This is a genomic window from Comamonas sp. w2-DMI, from assembly GCF_040187735.1.
GTDB classification, from domain to species: domain Bacteria; phylum Pseudomonadota; class Gammaproteobacteria; order Burkholderiales; family Burkholderiaceae_C; genus Comamonas; species Comamonas terrae.
The window spans coordinates 19,931-36,885 of the sequence record NZ_JBANEL010000028.1 but is presented as its reverse complement, the minus strand read 5'-3'; the positions used below and the strand labels follow the sequence as shown (position 1 = coordinate 36,885).

Genomic DNA, 16,955 nt, shown 5'->3' with positions numbered 1-16,955 from the left:
CTTACAGGAGACTTCATGCATCGCTTGTCCATGTCCGCCCCCTCCGCTTCGCTACTGGCCCTGGCGCTGGCCGCCGCATTCGCCCAGCCCGCCATGGCGCAGGAAAAGGTCAAGATCGGTTTCATCACCGACATGTCCAGCCTCTATGCGGACGTGGAAGGCAAGAACGGCGCCGTGGCCATCCAGATGGCCATCGACGACTTCGGCGGCAAGGTGCTGGGCAAGCCCATCGAACTGCTCACGGCCGACCACCAGAACAAGGCCGACATCGCCGCCAGCAAGGCCCGCGAATGGATAGACACGCAAGGCATCAGCCTGGTGTTCGGCGGCACCAACTCGGCCACGGCCCTGTCCATGGCCAAGGTGGCGCAGGAGAAAAAGCGCGTCTTCGTCGACAACGGCGCGGGCTCCTCCGCCCTCACCAACGAACAATGCAGCCCCTACACCGTGCACTACGCCTTCGACACCGTGGCCCTGGCCAAGGGCACGGGCTCGGCCGTGGTGGATACCGGCGGCAAGACCTGGTTCTTCGTGACGGCCGACTACGCCTTCGGCCACGCGCTGGAAGCCGACACCAGCAAGGTCATCGAAGCCAAGGGCGGCAAGGTGCTGGGCTCGGTCAGGACGCCGCTCAACGCCAGCGACTTCTCCAGCTTCATGCTCCAGGCCCAGAACTCCAAGGCCCAGATCCTGGGCCTGGCCAATGCCGGCGGCGACACCATCAACTCCATCAAGGCCGCGCGCGAATTCGGCGTGACCAAGAACATGAAGCTGGCGGGCCTGCTGATCTTCTTCACCGACATCCACAGCCTGGGCCTCAAGACCACCGAAGGCATGCAGTTCACCGCCCCCTGGTACTGGGACATGAACGACGCCTCGCGCAAGTTCGCCGACGCCTTCATGGCCAAGACCCAGCGCCGCCCCAGCGAGATCCAGGCCGCCGACTACTCGGCCACCATGAACTACCTCAAGGCCGTGGAAAAGGCCGGCACGCTGGACGCCGACAAGGTCATGGCCGCCTGGAAGAGCATGAAGATGGACGACTTCTTCGGCCAGGGCTACATCCGCGAGGACGGCCGCTACGTGCACGACATGTACCTCATGCAGGTCAAGAGCCCCGCCGAATCCAAGGGCACCTGGGACTACTACAAGGTCGTCAAGAAGCTGCCCGCCGACCAGATCTGGACCACCAAGGCGGAGAGCAAGTGCCAGTATTGGCGCTAGCTTGGCCCGATTTTTCGCTGGAAGCTGGCCACGGTACAGCCCTTCCGTGAAGACGCGACAAATTCTGGCGGGGAGGTCGAAGACCTCCGCGGTGGTTTCAATTCACGCGCCCGTGAAGGTGCGACCCATGTCCGGCCCGTCGTCGTGGTCTGCTTTCGGGTTTCAATTCACGCGCCCGTGAAGGCGCGACGCCAGCTCATCAACATTCCCAAGGACTATCACTGGTTTCAATTCACGCGCCCGTGAAGGCGCGACGACGTACCCGGGTACACACAAGACGTAACACTACCGGTTTCAATTCACGCGCCCGTGAAGGCGCGACGGTATCGCTCATGTCAAACCTCTGCCTTAGCCTCGTTTCAATTCACGCGCCCGTGAAGGCGCGACCCGGGCCCATGCACCGCGTGCCGAGCCTGCAGTGGTTTCAATTCACGCGCCCGTGAAGGCGCGACTTCGGGTACATGCTTTGACCGATCACTTCCGCCAGGTTTCAATTCACGCGCCCGTGAAGGCGCGACGGAGTACGGCCCGCGTCAACATCAAAGTGGAAGGGTTTCAATTCACGCGCCCGTGAAGGCGCGACGGTCCTCGCTACTGCCGATGTGGGCGCGGCCTCCGTTTCAATTCACGCGCCCGTGAAGGCGCGACGTGCTGGGATCATGGTTGACCTTTCAGGCATACGTTTCAATTCACGCGCCCGTGAAGGCGCGACTGGATCACATAGTCGCTGGCTTTGCTGGTTTGACGTTTCAATTCACGCGCCCGTGAAGGCGCGACGCCATGCGTTCGTCCTCCGAGTAAAAATTCTCGTAGTTTCAATTCACGCGCCCGTGAAGGCGCGACTCGCGCTCACTAGGGGATGACTATGCAGTTACTCGTTTCAATTCACGCGCCCGTGAAGGCGCGACAGGGCAGTGGGGGCTGATACCCTGGTTTGCGAAAGTTTCAATTCACGCGCCCGTGAAGGCGCGACGCGTGCAGCGCTTCCTCGGTGATGCCCTTGAGCACGTTTCAATTCACGCGCCCGTGAAGGCGCGACACACTTCAACTGACGGAATTAACTGGACGCCTCGGTTTCAATTCACGCGCCCGTGAAGGCGCGACCGTGCAGCGCTTCCTCGGTGATGCCCTTGAGCACGTTTCAATTCACGCGCCCGTGAAGGCGCGACATGGCTTGCAGTCGCTTAAACGCGCTGGTCTTGACGTTTCAATTCACGCGCCCGTGAAGGCGCGACCCATAAATCGACACCAGCGACGTGGCGCGATTCCGTTTCAATTCACGCGCCCGTGAAGGCGCGACGGAGATGGTTTTGAAAAAGCTGTTCGTGTTCGCATAGTTTCAATTCACGCGCCCGTGAAGGCGCGACCACCGTACTGACGAGCGATGGCACGAGTTTGATTGTTTCAATTCACGCGCCCGTGAAGGCGCGACTTCGGAATGGCTGGAAGTGGCTCTGGAGCGGGTGTTTCAATTCACGCGCCCGTGAAGGCGCGACGATGTCCAGAGGATGTTGCTCCCCGCCCAATTGCTGTTTCAATTCACGCGCCCGTGAAGGCGCGACACGCCAATCGCCACAACGGTATTCACCGGGATAGTGTTTCAATTCACGCGCCCGTGAAGGCGCGACACCACTCGGGCAATTGCATGATGGCCTGACACGGTTTCAATTCACGCGCCCGTGAAGGCGCGACTTTCAATGCGGCCAATGTATCCACGGCCGTCAATGTTTCAATTCACGCGCCCGTGAAGGCGCGACGCGCCACGCAGACGGCGGCGCAGATCCTCGGGGTGTTTCAATTCACGCGCCCGTGAAGGCGCGACTCGACAGAAAGCGTCATCCCCCACATTGAAAGCGTTTCAATTCACGCGCCCGTGAAGGCGCGACCCCACGTCTATGCGCTGAGCAAGCCGGCCATCAAGGTTTCAATTCACGCGCCCGTGAAGGCGCGACTGGCCCTAGCAAGCAGGGTAACGGGACGACGATTGTTTCAATTCACGCGCCCGTGAAGGCGCGACACGTGAATGGCAAAACCTTCTACACGGCAAAAGAGTTTCAATTCACGCGCCCGTGAAGGCGCGACCCTGTGGCATTGGTGCTGGCTGTGTGGGGAGCGTGGTTTCAATTCACGCGCCCGTGAAGGCGCGACGACTTGCCCGCGCCGGATTCACCGATCACGGCAACGTTTCAATTCACGCGCCCGTGAAGGCGCGACTGAACAAGGTGGCGAGCGGCATGGCCATGCACCAGTTTCAATTCACGCGCCCGTGAAGGCGCGACGTGTTGGTGGTCTGGGTGGCCGCGCCGCAGCGCGTGTTTCAATTCACGCGCCCGTGAAGGCGCGACAATACGTCGTATAAAACTGGACTGCTTCAATCGTCGTTTCAATTCACGCGCCCGTGAAGGCGCGACTGGCGATGACCGCTGAACAGCTTCAATTTTTCTCGTTTCAATTCACGCGCCCGTGAAGGCGCGACCCAGGCCGTTGATCATGAGCCGAGCCTTGTAAACGGTTTCAATTCACGCGCCCGTGAAGGCGCGACGGCGTGGTTATAGCGACTTTTCAGCCAAAGAGAAAAATGCGTTGTTTTGCGAACCGCTCTGCGAGAGCCGCAAAAGTACGGCCTTCGTTTTTGGAAGAGTGAAAATATTGAATAAAAACAAAAGGCTACAGCACCGCGAACCTTGAAGGATTCCGGCAACCACTTCAGATTCGCAAACAGCAGTCAGAAAACAAGCGGCGCGTTCAGGTCCAGCACCGGCTTGGCGCCGATATGCTCGACCTTGCTTTGCCACTGCCGTCCCAGATAGTAAAAGCGCAGGCTGTCCTGCACTGGGTCAATAATCTGCGTCAATCTGGCTTTCAAGGCTACCCACTGCGCTGGATCGACCTCGATTTCAAAGACGGAAAATTGCACGCGCTGGCCAAAGTCCAGGCATGCTTTGGCAATGTGCCGCAAGCGCCTCGCCCCGGCTTTGTCCTGCGTGCTGACATCGTAGCTGACCAATACCATCATTGCGCAATTCTCACTTCCACAGGAATGGCGGGTAGGCATCCAGATCGCCACGCAGATGGCGCGCCAGTAATTGGGCTTGGATGAAGGGAAAGAGCCCAATGGCCACTTTTTCTTCGATGAACACATGGCGCAGTTCCTCGCGCTTGCGTTCTTGGTAGGCTGTCAGCACGGTCTTGCGCGATGCCTCCGTCAGCAGCACCGCACCGTTGTCCATGTACTGAAAATCACGCTCTCCTACCTGCTTGCGATTGATCAGCGACAGAGCCAGCCGGTCGGCGAGCAACGGGCGAAACTCCTCAAGCAGATCAAGCGCCAAGCTGGGCCGGCCGGGCCGATCGCGGTGCAGAAAGCCTACGGCAGGGTCGAGGCCCACGCTTTCCAGGGCCGAGCGACAGTCGTGCGTGACCAAGGTGTAGAGAAAGGACAGCAGCGCATTCACCGCATCGCGCGGCGGGCGCCGGCTGCGCCCCTTGAAGCGCATGGCTGGGCTATTCACCCGGATCAGATGGTCAAAGACGCCAAAGTAGGCCTGGGCAGCTTCCCCCTCGTAGCCGCGCAACAGATTCAGATCCGTTTCAGGCATGAGCTTTTCGGCGATACGGTCCAATCTCCTGTGGGCATGGGCCAGCGCAGCCTCGTCCTCGGTCTGGAGCTTGTCGCCATGATCGCGCAGGGCGCGGCCCAGCACGGCTCTCTGGTTGTGCAGTTTGCCCAGCAGCACGTTGCGCACGATGGCTGCGCAAAGCTCAGGATGGTCGCTGGCACGGTATTGCTGGCGGCGCAGCAGCACGTTGCCGGAAACCGGCCCTTCCACACGCGCCAGAAACCTCCCATTGGGGGTGAAAAAGCTGGTGCAAATGCCCTGCTCTGCGCAATAACCCAGCAAAGGCGGCGACACCAGCACACGCCCAAAGCAAACCAGGCTTTCCAGCATGTGCACTGGCAGGCGAGCACGTTCCTTTTGCTCAACCTCCATCACGATGTTGGCCCCATCCTTGTGCAACCAAGCGCCTTCGGTCGTCACATACAGGGTGTTCAGTTGTCTTCGCATGATTTGCCTTCAGCGTCAGAATCCTTGCGCCATTGCACTGCCAACCAGTCATTGACGCTGCGCGTACGCCCCAGCAGCTTGGGTTGGCACAGGTCCAATAATGAACATGCATCGCAGCGCCTTGCGCTGTACTGGGCCGTGGGCGTTACCCCCGCCGCAATCATGCGACGCACGGCAGCGATAGTGTCCAGTGTCAACTGGCGCAGCTCGGCATCGAACTGCACTTCAGTACGGCGGCGCGTCTGTCCGTAATACAGTGCGCCAGCCGCAATTTCCTGCCCCAGCATGGACTCCAGGCAAAAGGCCTGGGCACAGAGCTGCACCTCATCGGCCCGATGCGCCTTGGGCCGGCCGAGTTTGTACTCGACGGGAAACGCGCACTCACCCTGCTCCGTCTGGTGGAACTCCACCACATCGGCAATGCCGGTAATGCCCAGTTCCGGCGCTGCCAGTGGCATGGCCATCACGGTGCGTATCCCCTTGCGGCGTTCGATCCTGGGCTTGTCGGCCTTCTCATGCAGCACTCGGCCCTCCGCTGTATGGCGACTTTCTTCCCAGAGCTGCTCCACATGGATGAGTGCACATTGGCGTGGGCAGTACAGATAGTGCTGCAAGGCAGACAGGGCAATGACATCGTCATCCAGCATGGCGGTATCTCCGCTTGTATCCAGTGCATCGATTGCCGCCATGCCGGCAGTAACCAGATAAAACAATAGCTGCAAACGCTTGAATTGCAATGGTTTCAGATAGATAAATATCTAAAGCCATTTATTCAAGCGCGCTAACAGCTATGTTCTTTAAAGCATTGTCTTGACGGAATCAAATCAGCTCGCGCACCGTTACGCCCGCAGGCACCGCGGCCTGGTCAATGCTGATCCGATAGTCCGTGTAAGCGCGTGGTGCCGCCGTCCCGTCGCAGGCCTGTACCTTGACGGCGTCAAACAGCACATGCGCCGGTGCATTGCCCATGGCGCTTTCATGCTCAAACACGATGAGCTTGCGCGCCGCCATCTCGCCGCGCGCGGCCGAGCGGTCGTGCTCGAACATGTTGGCGAGGGCGCGCCAGAACAGCTCCAGGTCGTCCTGCGAGAAGCCCGTGCGCTCGGCCAGCTTGGCCGAGACAAAGCCGTGGGCACGGTAGAGACCGTAAGGAATGATGTGCTTGCGGCCCATCGTGCGGTTGTCGCCGCTCTGCGCCTCGGCCTCTTTCTCGGTGGTCACGGCCATGCGGGTAATGGAGATTTCCAGCGGCACCACGGGGTCGATGGAGGTGGCAAACGCCATCTGAATGGGGCCGCGTACCTGGCCTGCGTTGGTGCCCGTGGTCATCACGGCACCAAAGGTACGGACATCGAAGAAGTTGGCGCACATCCAGGCCGTGATCTCGCGCGCCTTGGCTTCGTCCTTGGGCAGCTTCTTGTCCTCGGGCTTGATGCCGACGGCGTCATAAGCCTTGCGGTGCTGGTTGTTCAGCACCGCTTTTTCCTGCATGTAGATGGCGTAGCCTGGGCTGTCTTCCTTGTCCAGGCTCACGAAATTGCGGATCTTCCGTTTCAGGCACACATCGGTGACCAATCCGCGATTGGTCTCGGGGTCCAGGCGCGGCAGATTGCCCGCATCGGGGTCGCCATTGGGGTTGCCGTTGGTGATGTCGAACAGGTAAACGAATTCGTAGCGGTGGGTGATGACGGTCATTCGGTGTCTCCCTCGGAGGTGTCTGTCGTATCTGCATTGGATGCAGTATCTTTCCCGCTCTTGTCAAAGCGGGCCTGGGACTGGTGGTAGTAGCCGATGGCGAACTGGCCCTGTGCCTCTATGCGCAGGCTGCGCGGAAAATGCTCGGGCAAGCCGTCGACAATGTCGCGGATTTCGCTTTCAAAAAAGCCTGCCAGCTTGGCTTTCTCCTTGCGCAGCTTGCTCAGATGGTTCTGGGTATTGCGCAGCAACACGGGGAACACGGACGCTGGCGTAGCCGAGGCCGCGCCGTAGTAGCGGTCGCGGATCGTGGCATTGACCTGCCCGCCCAATGCACTTCGCTGCACATCCTCCAGCACGGCGAACAAGCGACCCAGCCGGTAGCCGGGGCTTAGCGATTCCTTATCAAGACTCACGGGCACCTCCTCTTTGATTTCGTTGTTTCCAAGACGCTTGTTTCGTGTCAGCACCGCCTTGCAGATGGCGACCCGCACACCCGACAGGTCACCATCGGTGCGCATGCGCATCAAGGTGCTGGCCAGCAGGCTGCCCGGATAGCGCGTGCCATTCAGGATGGAGCGCATCAGCTCGCCGGCCAGCTGTGGCGGCACGTCCTCGGACTTGCCACGCCCGTCGCGCGAAGGCGCCGTGGCCAGCACCAGGCGCCACAGCGCCGGCATCAGCTTCCACGGCGCCGGCTCCAACTGCATGTCGCGTGCATGCCAGGCCACGTTGTCCGCCAACGCCCCCAGGGTGTCGACATGCCAGAAGCGGATGGAAATGCGCGAAGCATTCGGCGCCAGACCCAGCACATAAATCCGTGTCGCGGGATCCAGGCGTGGATCGATGTCCTTCAACGGTTTGCCCTGCACCAGTTTTTCGAGTGCCTGGCGCATGGACTGGGTTTCCTGGCCATCGGTGGGGCCGTCGTCCCAGGCCCATACATCCGCCATCCAATCTTCAGCGGCCGTAGCTTCATCATCGCTGGCTGCCTCGGCCCAAAACACCACGCTGGTATCGCCGATCTGCAAGCGCTGGCGGTTGTGCTCGCCGCGTCGCAGCAGATGGTTGAGCACCGTGGTGTAGGCAAATGCGGCTTGCTCGGATACGGGCGCGTTCTCGCCCTGGCTTTTGCCATAGGACGTGAATGACTCCAGATTGAACGACACGATGGACGCACCCGAGCTTTGCGCACCGCTCACGCCCTTGATGGCCGGGTGCAAGCGTGCCACCGGCAGGCGCTCTCCGGTCACCAGGCAAGTGGCCTGCGCCACTTCGCCGCCTTCGTCGCCCGCCAGCAATTTCGCGCGGATGGACTGCGCCGCCGGGCGTTCATGCAGATAGGCTTGTTCACCATCCAGGCGGAACACCATATTGGTGTCGAGCATGTCCTCCTTGAATGGAAATTGCGCAAAACGCTCGGGCACCCAGTCCGCAAGAAATGCCAACAGCGCTTTCAATCCCGCGTCTTGCGTACCGCCCAAAGCCTGCTGATGCAGCGCCTTGAAGGCTTCATGTTCCTTGTCGGCGCGCTTGCTGGTACTGCTCACTCCCAGCACATAACTGGTCTTGTCCCAGAGGAAATTGGACTTGATGCCCACCGTGCGCTTTTCCGGCTGCGGCACGTTCATCAGGCGCGGCATGGGTTTCTTGCCCGTGTTGTCGCGGATATCGTTCACATCCACCACTCGGCCATCGGGCGCCAGCAGAATTTCGTAGCTGATCTTTTCGGGGCTGTAGCCGAACGGCGCCAGCCCTTCTTCACCGCGCGCCAGCAGACGCTGGTAGTAATGGTTCAGCGCCAGGAGGATCATGCCCTCACCTCCTCGCTGTGCCAGGGCGGAACCTCGATCACGCCATCAACCATGCGCGCACGAAAGAATCGCGGCGTCATGTTGCGGTCGAAGTCGATGTCATGCAGCATCCAGCCCAGATCGCGCTCGCCGTTCAGGCTGGCATGCTTTTCCGGAATGGGTTCCCCATCCTCCAACAACGAAAAATCCGCCGGAAACTCCCGCACGCCCATGCACGGCATCTGAAAGCACTGCCCCTTGCGCGCACGCCGGTTGAAGATATCCAGATGCTTGCCCACGGAATCTTCAGCGCCCGCCTTGGCCGTCAACTCGAAGTGCGCCTCGATCACATAGGCCACATCGCGCAGTATGGTGGCTGCGCGCTGCTGGCGGTCTTCATCCACATAATTGGCCAGCCCCGCAGTGGATTGAGCCTTGATAGCCTTGGTCACGCTGGCTGGAGAAATCTTGCTGCCGACCTCATTGCGGCGCAGCGATTCAAACCGGATGGGCCGCAGCACATGGATACGGTCGATGCTCCAGGCTATAGCAGGTTTCCAGTGAATTGCGCTCAGAATGCCTCGCGCTGCAGAGGGAGTGATCACATCGTATGAATAACGTTCAACCTTGGACTCAGGTCTTGTAAAGCAGGCACGCTGTCCCTTAATAAAAAGGCGAATTCCAAAAGCCATGTACTTTTCTCCCATATGAGCACCCCGAAGGCGAACCCTCGGGGTGCCTACTCTCTCCAGCCAACAGGCCTTTCTCTTGGTTTCAACCCACGCCACCTAGAAGCTTTTCAACTACGCCCCAAAATTTAGACGAGCTGATAAGTGTCAAGCCAGCGACAGCCACCCAGGGTAAGAGCATCCGACGACGCCTAATGCGCAACTTCAGTTCTAGGTCAAAGTCACTCGACTGCTTGTTGTGATCGTCCATTGCTTGCTCCTGCTCTGATGGCAGGCACAAGCATACATTAGATTAGTTCCAAGAAAAAGGACTGTTTAATTTTTTAGAGTATCGTTCTACTCACCTCTATGAAGGTTGGATCATCCCAAGTCAAACCGTACATGTTGTTGTACAAGTCTTCGTTTACCAGCACCATGAACTGATCCCCCCACTTTTCGGGCTCCACAGGTTCAACAGCTCTCACCTTGTACAAAGCGTCGAAGCCCTGGGGCGGCAGTTGCACCAGATAAGGCTGGAGTTCGCGCGCCAAGCTCTTGCAACCTTGGGCATGTTTCAAGCATTCCAATGCCTTCTTGGCCGTCTCGTCATAAGGCACGATGACCGGCATCTGCACGTTGTCGATCATGCGGAATTTGGCCGCCAGCATTTCCATGGGCAGGTTTTCGGGCCGGCTATCCTTGAGTTGTCCCATAAGAGCGGGCTTATCAAACTCGTCGCTTCCCTTTTGCCAATACAGCCCTGAAAAATAGTGATAAATCGCCTCGGGCGACAAAGGATCATTTTCAAACTTGCGCAACATCTCACGCGCCTTGTTTGCATATTGTTCGATTTCCTTCGGTGGCGCCCAATCACTGTTTTTTGTCCCAAATATCAGCACCTCACTAGAAGCAAGCGCTCGCAAACCTTCGCGATTACAGCGCCCTGCAGCCTGGGCAATGGAATCCAGACCTGCTTCTGCTCGCAGCACTGTTGGAAAATCAACATCGACACCAGCTTCAATCAAACTCGTGGAGACCAGCCGGCAGGGCTGCCCACTCTTGAGCATCTGCCGCACCTCGGCCAATACCGCGCTGCGGTGTTTGGCACACATCAGAGTGGTCAGATGGCGCGCGCCTGGCAGATCGGCCATGGCCTGGTAGACGGCGCGCGCATGGCGGCGGTTGTTGACAATGCACAGCACCTGTTCACGCGAGCGCATATGTTCGGCCAGCGCTTCGTCGTCGAGAACGCCAAGATGCCGCACACGCACACGCTCCAGTTGCTTGAACAGTTGGCCGACCTCGGGAGCCAATTCATGCACCTGCATGAGTCCGCCCTCGAAATCGGGTGCCTTCAGCGCGGGCTGGGTTGCCGTGCACAGCACCACGCTGGCACGGTAGTTGCGCGCCAGTTCGTCGATAGCGGCCACGCAGGGCCGCAGCAGCTTGAGCGGCATGGTCTGCGCCTCGTCCAGCACCACCACGCTGCCCGCGATGTTGTGCAGCTTGCGGCACTGCGCAGGCTTGGCCGCGAACAGGCTTTCAAAGAACTGCACAGCCGTCGTGACGATGATGGGGGCGTCCCAGTTTTCCATGGCCAGCTTGAGCTTTTCGACAGACTGATAGCGCTCCGGGTCGTCGCGCGGCGGCTCAGGCTGGACAAAGGCGCTGTGGTGTTCGAGCACGGCCGCCTCACCCAATGGCCCCAGAGCTTTGCGAAATACGGCCGCGTTCTGTTCGACGATGCTGGTGAACGGAATCACAAAGATCACGCGCCGCAGGCCATGCCGGATTGCATGGTCCAGCGCAAAGGCCAGCGATGCCAGGGTCTTGCCGCCGCCCGTGGGCACCGTGAGCGAGAAAAGTCCCGGCACATGCCCGGCCTGCGCACGCACATGGCTCAGAATCCCGGCGCGCAGGCGGTTTACATCGCTATCGGCCTTGAACTGGCCCAGATAAATGTCGAGCTGCTCACGCAGCTGCGGCAACGATGGCGTCTCGCCAGCCTGGCGGTGGTCAGAGCGATTTTCCACCTGGTTATAGAAACGCTCGGTGTCGATGAAGTCCGCATCTACCAGGCAGGAAAACAGCATGCGTGTCAGGAATGCCAACTGAAAGGGCTTACGCTCCCTGGCTTGCAGCCTGTTTTCGCCATAGGGCTTGAATCCCGCAGGCATGGACAGTTTCTCCGGCAGGTCAATTTCCCTCTCCCATGCCGCCTCCAGGGTTGGTAAGTCGGCCTCCAGCCGGTCGGCAAGCGATGTGCGCTCACCCTCTCCCGCGCCATTGGCCAGTCCTGCATGGTGTCCGGCAATGCCATAGGCAAGCACTTGGCCCTCCAATCCATAACGCTGCAACGCAATGCGCGCCCCATGGGTGGAGTGATCCACCCGCAAAGGGCTTCCATTCAAACGTGCCTGAAACGGCAAGGTGTATTTACCAAGGTCATGCAGCCAGCCCTGTACCTGGGCCAACATTTCTGCCCCGAATACCTTGGCATTTTTCCCAGCCAGCGAACCTACTGCATGCAAATGTCCGGAAAGAGTTTGCCAATCGGATCGGGATAAGTCCTTCGTGGAATGCGCAAAGAAATCAGTCATGAATAAGTAAAAAAGCCGCAAGCCTTCGATAGGCCTGCGGCTTGATGAGCGTGCCTGTACTTGGCAGCCAATTTAATTGAAATATTTCCTTACAGAATCCATATTTACCCAATAGCAGATATCGATTAACGCGCCGTGGTATCCGACACGATCGGGATATAGAAATCTCCGCCCGCCTTGTTGAATTCCTCGGCCTTGGCCTGCATGCCCACGGCAATGCCCTGCTCTTCGGCCACGCCCCTGGCCTTGGCGAAGTCGCGCACTTCCTGCGTGATCTTCATCGAGCAGAACTTGGGCCCGCACATGGAGCAAAAGTGCGCCACCTTGGCGCTGTCCTTGGGCAGGGTCTCGTCGTGGAATTCCCGCGCCGTGTCGGGGTCCAGGCCCAGGTTGAACTGGTCTTCCCAGCGGAAGTCGAAGCGCGCCTGACTCAGTGCATCGTCGCGCGAGCGCGCGCCCGGGTGGCCCTTGGCCACGTCGGCGGCGTGGGCCGCGATCTTGTAGGCGATGATGCCCTGCTTGACGTCGTCGCGGTCGGGCAGGCCCAGATGCTCCTTGGGCGTCACGTAGCACAGCATGGCGGTGCCGAACCAGCCGATCATGGCCGCGCCGATGGCCGATGCGATGTGGTCGTAGCCGGGCGCGATGTCGATGGTCAGCGGGCCCAGGGTGTAGAACGGCGCCTCGTGGCAGTGCTTGAGCTGCTCGGTCATGTTGGCCTGGATCATGTGCATGGGCACGTGGCCGGGGCCTTCGATCATGGTCTGCACGTCGTGCTTCCAGGCCGTCTGGGTCAGCTCGCCCAGCGTGCGCAGTTCGGCGAACTGGGCCTCGTCGTTGGCGTCGGACGCGCAGCCGGGGCGCAGGCCGTCGCCCAGCGAGAAGCTCACGTCGTACTGCTTCATGATGTCGCAGATGTCTTCGAAGTGCTCGTACAGGAAGCTCTCGCGGTGGTGGGCCATGCACCACTTGGCCATGATGGAGCCGCCGCGCGAGACGATGCCGGTGCGGCGCTGGGCCGTGAGGTGGATGTAGGCCAGGCGCACGCCGGCGTGGATGGTGAAGTAGTCCACGCCCTGCTCGGCCTGCTCGATCAGCGTGTCGCGGAAGATCTCCCAGGTCAGGTCCTCGGCGATGCCGCCGACCTTCTCCAGCGCCTGGTAGATGGGCACGGTGCCGATGGGCACGGGCGAGTTGCGAATGATCCAGTCGCGCGTGGTGTGGATGTTCTTGCCCGTCGACAGGTCCATCACGTTGTCGGCACCCCAGCGGATCGCCCAGACCAGCTTCTCGACTTCCTCCTCGATGCTGGAGGTGACGGCCGAGTTGCCGATGTTGGCGTTGATCTTGACCTTGAAGTTGCGCCCGATGGCCATGGGCTCGATCTCGGGGTGGTTGATGTTGGCCGGGATGATGGCGCGGCCGCGCGCCACTTCGTCGCGCACGAATTCGGGCGTGATGATCCTGGGGATGGCGGCGCCCATGCCGTTGCCGGCCAGGCGCGCCTCGCGGGCCGCATCCCTCTGGTACTCGGCCATCCATTCGCGGCGGCCGTTCTCGCGCAGCGCCACATATTCCATCTCGGGCGTGATGATGCCGCGGCGGGCGTAGTGCATCTGGGTCACATTGCCGCCGCTCTTGGCGCGGCGCGGCTGGCGCTGCAGCGCGGCCGCCTCGGCGCGCAGCTGGGCCACGCGCGCATCCTCCTCGCCGCGCTTGCCGCCGTCGTCCAGCGCCACGCGCTGGCGGCCGCTGTAGTACTCGCTGTCGCCGCGCAGCTCGATCCAGGTGCTGCGCACGCTGGGCAGGCCCTGGCGCACGTCGATGGTCACCGAGGGATCTGTGTAGGGGCCCGAAGTGTCGTACACGCTGACCTGCTCGCCGTTGGTGAGCGCGATGTCGCGCACGGGCACACGCACATTCGGATGCAGGCTGCCGGTCAGGTAGCTCTTGGTGGAAGCCGGAAAGGGCTGGCGCGACTGGGCCAGCAGTTCTGCGAAGCGCGCGGAGTCGGGCGCATTGCCGGCAGCCGGGGTGAAGATGGGATCGGGGGCGTTCATGGCGGTCTCCTCAAGAGCTGTGCGTGGATAAACGCTCCGAGGAATTCGCTGCCCTTGTGCCGAGGCCTTTGGCCTCCTTCACTGCCCGAGGCCTGAGCGGCTTGCCGCCGTCATCCTCCTGGCCCGAAACCGCTGGGGGTTTCGCCCTGGATAGCCACGCCCCGGGGTGGCCGTCCATGGACCCTCCCCGAAGCGCGAGTTGCCTGGGGTGGCACGGCACATGCGGGGGAAAACGGCCTGCGCCCTCTTCTTCCACATGGGCCCTGCTGCAGGGTCCCGCTCTTCTTCCGCCGGTATGAACCGGATCAAGTTCGTCGGGTTCGCCTCATGCAGCGGCTTTCGCCGCCACAGGCATCTCAGTGCTTGCGCACACCCCGGAGCAGCCGCCAGTATAGGCCACGGCCGCGCCGGCCGGCATCGGGTGGCGGTGTTGCAACACTCCTGACCTGCGGCGCTTCAATCGAAGCCGCGCAGCACGCACCATTCGGCCGCCGGCGCGCGCGTGGAGCGCCACTGGTTGATGGGCGCCGCGGTGTCCTCGTAGCCGAGTGCGATGCCGAAGGCGATCTGGTAGCCCTCGGGCAGGTCCAGGTGCCTGACCAGCAGGTCGTTGTACATGCGCCAGAAGCCCTGGGCGCAGGTGGCCAAGCCTTTTTCGCAGGCCAGCAGCATCAGCGATTGCAGATAGATGCCCAGATCCACCCACTGCGCATGGCCCATGCGTTCCTCCACGGCCACGAACACGCCCACGGGCGCACCGAACAGCTCGCCGTTCTTGGCGAATTGCGCGAGCCGCGCGGCCTTGTCCTCGCGCGAGATGCCCAGTGAGCGGTACAGGTCCTCCCCATTGGCATAACGGCGCGTGCGGTACGGGTCCCAGAGCTGGGGCGGATAGGACAGGCCGGGACGCGGCCGGGGCTCGGCCACGCGCGCCTGCTCGTTGAGTTCTTCGAGCGCGCTGCCGCCCAACGCGGTCACGCGCCAGGGCTGGAGATTGCCGCCGGACGGTGCCTGCGCGGCGCCCTCCAGCAACTCGCGCACCAGGGCCGCGTCCACGGGCCAGGAAAGGAATGCGCGCACCGAGCGGCGCTGCTGCAATGCCTGGCTGACGTCCATTTCGGGTGGTCCTTGCTTACTTGCCCATGATCTGGTCGATCTTGTCCTTCTCGAAGGCCTGGGGCCGTTCGGACTCGCAGGGCACGCAATCGTCCATCTTGCTGCGCGCCGAGAGCTTCTCCAGCGCCTCCCACAGCAACGCGATCTGCTTTTCATGGCAGGCCGCGCCCTCGGAAAGGCTGCGCATGGCCTGGGCCACGGGGTCGACTTCGGCCGTCACGCCGTAGGCGGTGAAGCCCTCAGCCTTGGGCACGGACTGCCCGCCTTCGGCCTTCGCGTGGTCGTGCTCGGTCACATCGGCGCTGTGGCCGTTCTTGCTCGGGATGATGCGCGCGGGAATGCCTACGGCCGTCGCACCTTCGGGCACGGGCTTGATGACCACGGCATTGCTGCCGATCTTGGCGTTGTCGCCCACCTCGAATCCGCCCAGCACCTTGGCGCCGGCGCTGACCACCACGTTCTTGCCCAGCGTGGGATGGCGCTTGGCACCCTTGTACAGCGAAGTGCCGCCCAGCGTGACGCCGTGGTAGATGGTGCAGCCGTCGCCGACAACGGCCGTCTCGCCGATCACGACGCCCATGCCGTGGTCGATGAAGACCTGGCGGCCAATGACCGCGCCGGGGTGGATCTCGATGCCGGTCAGCCAGCGGCCCATGTGGGAGATGAAGCGCCCCAGCCATTTGAGGCCGTGCGTCCAGCACCAGTGCGCGGGCCGCTGCAGCCAGATCGCATGCAGCCCCGGATAACAGGTGATGACCTCCCAGGTGCTGCGGGCCGCGGGGTCGCGGTCGAGAATGCACTGGATGTCGGAGCGCAGGCGATCAAGCATCAAATAACAACGTGAGGAAATGTTTAGCTTGTGAAGTCTAGCGGGTTGGCGGCTGGCTCTGCAGCATGGCTTTGGCAACACCGCGAAGAATGTGGATTTCCTCCTGCGTCAGCTGCGCGCGGTTGAAAAGCTGGTTCAGGCGCGGCATGAGCTTCTTGGGCGCGGCCGGATCGAGAAAGCCGATATGCGTGAGCGCCTCCTGCCAGTGGCCCAGCATGCCCTGCACCTGGGCCGCGTCGGCGCGGTGTGCCTCTGGCGTGTGCTCCACCACGGGAAAGCCGCCCAGTGCCTGGCGCCATTCGTAGGCCACGACCTGGATGGCCGCGCCCAGGTTCAGCGAGCCGAACTGCGGATTGGAGGGAATCGACAGCGCCACGTCGCAGCGGTACACGTCGTCGTTGCTCATGCCGAAGCGCTCGCAGCCGAAGAGAAAGGCCACGCCCTTCTGGTTGCAGGCCGCACCGGCCGTGGGCTGGTTATCGGTCGAATCGCCCTCAACCTCAGGCGTGGAGCGCGTATCCAGCTCCCCTTTGAGGAGCAGCTCGAAATGCTCGCGCGGCGTGCGCGTGGGCGGGCCGAAATCGCGCGGCGTCATGGCCGTGGCGCACAGGTGGCTGACGCCGTCCAGGGCCTCGTCCAGCGTCTCCACCACGCGGGCATTGCCCAGCACATCGAGGGCGCCGCTGGCGCGCTGTATGGTTTCCTCCTTGCGCAGCACGTTGCCGTAGCGCGGGCGCACCAGCACCATGTCGTCAAAGCCCATGGTCTTGAGCGCGCGCGCCGCAGCGCCCACATTGCCGGCGTGGCTGGTTTCAATCAGTACGAATCGGGTTTTCATCAAAGTAGGAATCGAGGCAGGGCCGCTGCGGCCCTCGGGCAGAATGGCGCCTAGCAAAAAAACGG

The 16,955-nt window shown here is 61.5% G+C and carries 12 protein-coding genes, 1 CRISPR repeat array and 1 riboswitch; of the genes, 1 reads left to right on the top strand and 11 read right to left on the bottom strand.

The genetic code is table 11. The features are described 5' to 3' along the window. Positions 1–15: 15 nt before the first annotated feature. Positions 16–1,224: an ABC transporter substrate-binding protein gene (locus V8Z74_RS22130; RefSeq protein WP_349711230.1), complete on the top strand. Its 1,209-nt coding sequence runs from the start codon at positions 16–18 to the stop codon at positions 1,222–1,224. 94 nt (positions 1,225–1,318) lie between these two features. After that, a CRISPR array of direct repeats spans positions 1,319–3,766; the repeat unit is 31 nt; unit sequence GTTTCAATTCACGCGCCCGTGAAGGCGCGAC. Positions 3,767–3,949: 183 nt separating this feature from the next. Here the strand turns inward: V8Z74_RS22130 and cas2 are convergent. The 11 genes from cas2 to V8Z74_RS22075 form a co-directional block, all read right to left on the bottom strand. Beyond that, positions 3,950–4,240, bottom strand: coding sequence for a CRISPR-associated endonuclease Cas2 (gene cas2, locus V8Z74_RS22125; RefSeq protein ID WP_349711228.1), 291 nt, complete (start codon positions 4,238–4,240; stop codon positions 3,950–3,952). Positions 4,241–4,250: 10 nt separating this feature from the next. After that, a complete protein-coding gene (gene cas1c / locus V8Z74_RS22120; protein ID WP_349711226.1) occupies positions 4,251–5,291 on the bottom strand; it encodes a type I-C CRISPR-associated endonuclease Cas1c in 1,041 nt (346 codons plus the stop codon). Next, on the bottom strand, positions 5,276–6,028 hold the full coding sequence (gene cas4 / locus V8Z74_RS22115; RefSeq protein ID WP_349711224.1) for a CRISPR-associated protein Cas4: 753 nt from the start codon (positions 6,026–6,028) through the stop codon (positions 5,276–5,278). The genes cas1c and cas4 overlap by 16 nt, the downstream gene beginning before the upstream one ends. A gap of 82 nt (positions 6,029–6,110) precedes the next feature. Then, a complete protein-coding gene (gene cas7c, locus V8Z74_RS22110; RefSeq protein ID WP_349711222.1) occupies positions 6,111–6,986 on the bottom strand; it encodes a type I-C CRISPR-associated protein Cas7/Csd2 in 876 nt (291 codons plus the stop codon). Next, the gene (gene cas8c / locus V8Z74_RS22105; RefSeq protein ID WP_349711220.1) at positions 6,983–8,800 is read right to left on the bottom strand and encodes a type I-C CRISPR-associated protein Cas8c/Csd1; all 1,818 of its coding nucleotides are present in this window, start codon (positions 8,798–8,800) and stop codon (positions 6,983–6,985) included. The genes cas7c and cas8c overlap by 4 nt, the downstream gene beginning before the upstream one ends. Then, positions 8,797–9,471, bottom strand: coding sequence for a type I-C CRISPR-associated protein Cas5c (cas5c, locus tag V8Z74_RS22100; protein WP_349711217.1), 675 nt, complete (start codon positions 9,469–9,471; stop codon positions 8,797–8,799). The genes cas8c and cas5c overlap by 4 nt, the downstream gene beginning before the upstream one ends. Positions 9,472–9,791: 320 nt before the next feature. Beyond that, a complete protein-coding gene (locus tag V8Z74_RS22095; protein WP_349711215.1) occupies positions 9,792–12,047 on the bottom strand; it encodes a CRISPR-associated endonuclease Cas3'' in 2,256 nt (751 codons plus the stop codon). Between the two features lie 125 nt (positions 12,048–12,172). Beyond that, positions 12,173–14,107, bottom strand: coding sequence for a phosphomethylpyrimidine synthase ThiC (thiC, locus tag V8Z74_RS22090; RefSeq protein WP_349711213.1), 1,935 nt, complete (start codon positions 14,105–14,107; stop codon positions 12,173–12,175). A gap of 265 nt (positions 14,108–14,372) precedes the next feature. Beyond that, positions 14,373–14,494, bottom strand: a riboswitch (TPP riboswitch). A gap of 69 nt (positions 14,495–14,563) precedes the next feature. After that, entirely contained in the window at positions 14,564–15,223 is a 660-nt protein-coding gene (locus tag V8Z74_RS22085) for a nitroreductase (protein WP_349711211.1), read from the bottom strand. A 16-nt stretch (positions 15,224–15,239) separates the two neighbouring features. Then, the gene (cysE, locus tag V8Z74_RS22080) at positions 15,240–16,052 is read right to left on the bottom strand and encodes a serine O-acetyltransferase (RefSeq protein ID WP_349711209.1); all 813 of its coding nucleotides are present in this window, start codon (positions 16,050–16,052) and stop codon (positions 15,240–15,242) included. A 37-nt stretch (positions 16,053–16,089) separates the two neighbouring features. Next, on the bottom strand, positions 16,090–16,890 hold the full coding sequence (locus V8Z74_RS22075) for an RNA methyltransferase (RefSeq protein WP_349711207.1): 801 nt from the start codon (positions 16,888–16,890) through the stop codon (positions 16,090–16,092). Positions 16,891–16,955 lie beyond the last annotated feature (65 nt).

What these genes read in the sequence shown, in the direction of transcription:
- V8Z74_RS22095 (WP_349711215.1), bottom strand. Translation starts at nt 12,047, where the DNA reads ATGACTGATTTCTTTGCGCATTCCACGAAGGACTTATCCCGATCCGAT.
- cysE (WP_349711209.1), bottom strand. Translation starts at nt 16,052, where the DNA reads ATGCTTGATCGCCTGCGCTCCGACATCCAGTGCATTCTCGACCGCGAC.
- V8Z74_RS22085 (WP_349711211.1), bottom strand. Translation starts at nt 15,223, where the DNA reads ATGGACGTCAGCCAGGCATTGCAGCAGCGCCGCTCGGTGCGCGCATTC.
- cas8c (WP_349711220.1), bottom strand. Translation starts at nt 8,800, where the DNA reads ATGATCCTCCTGGCGCTGAACCATTACTACCAGCGTCTGCTGGCGCGC.
- cas1c (WP_349711226.1), bottom strand. Translation starts at nt 5,291, where the DNA reads ATGCGAAGACAACTGAACACCCTGTATGTGACGACCGAAGGCGCTTGG.
- V8Z74_RS22075 (WP_349711207.1), bottom strand. Translation starts at nt 16,890, where the DNA reads ATGAAAACCCGATTCGTACTGATTGAAACCAGCCACGCCGGCAATGTG.
- cas2 (WP_349711228.1), bottom strand. Translation starts at nt 4,240, where the DNA reads ATGATGGTATTGGTCAGCTACGATGTCAGCACGCAGGACAAAGCCGGG.
- V8Z74_RS22130 (WP_349711230.1), top strand. Translation starts at nt 16, where the DNA reads ATGCATCGCTTGTCCATGTCCGCCCCCTCCGCTTCGCTACTGGCCCTG.
- cas7c (WP_349711222.1), bottom strand. Translation starts at nt 6,986, where the DNA reads ATGACCGTCATCACCCACCGCTACGAATTCGTTTACCTGTTCGACATC.
- thiC (WP_349711213.1), bottom strand. Translation starts at nt 14,107, where the DNA reads ATGAACGCCCCCGATCCCATCTTCACCCCGGCTGCCGGCAATGCGCCC.
- cas5c (WP_349711217.1), bottom strand. Translation starts at nt 9,471, where the DNA reads ATGGCTTTTGGAATTCGCCTTTTTATTAAGGGACAGCGTGCCTGCTTT.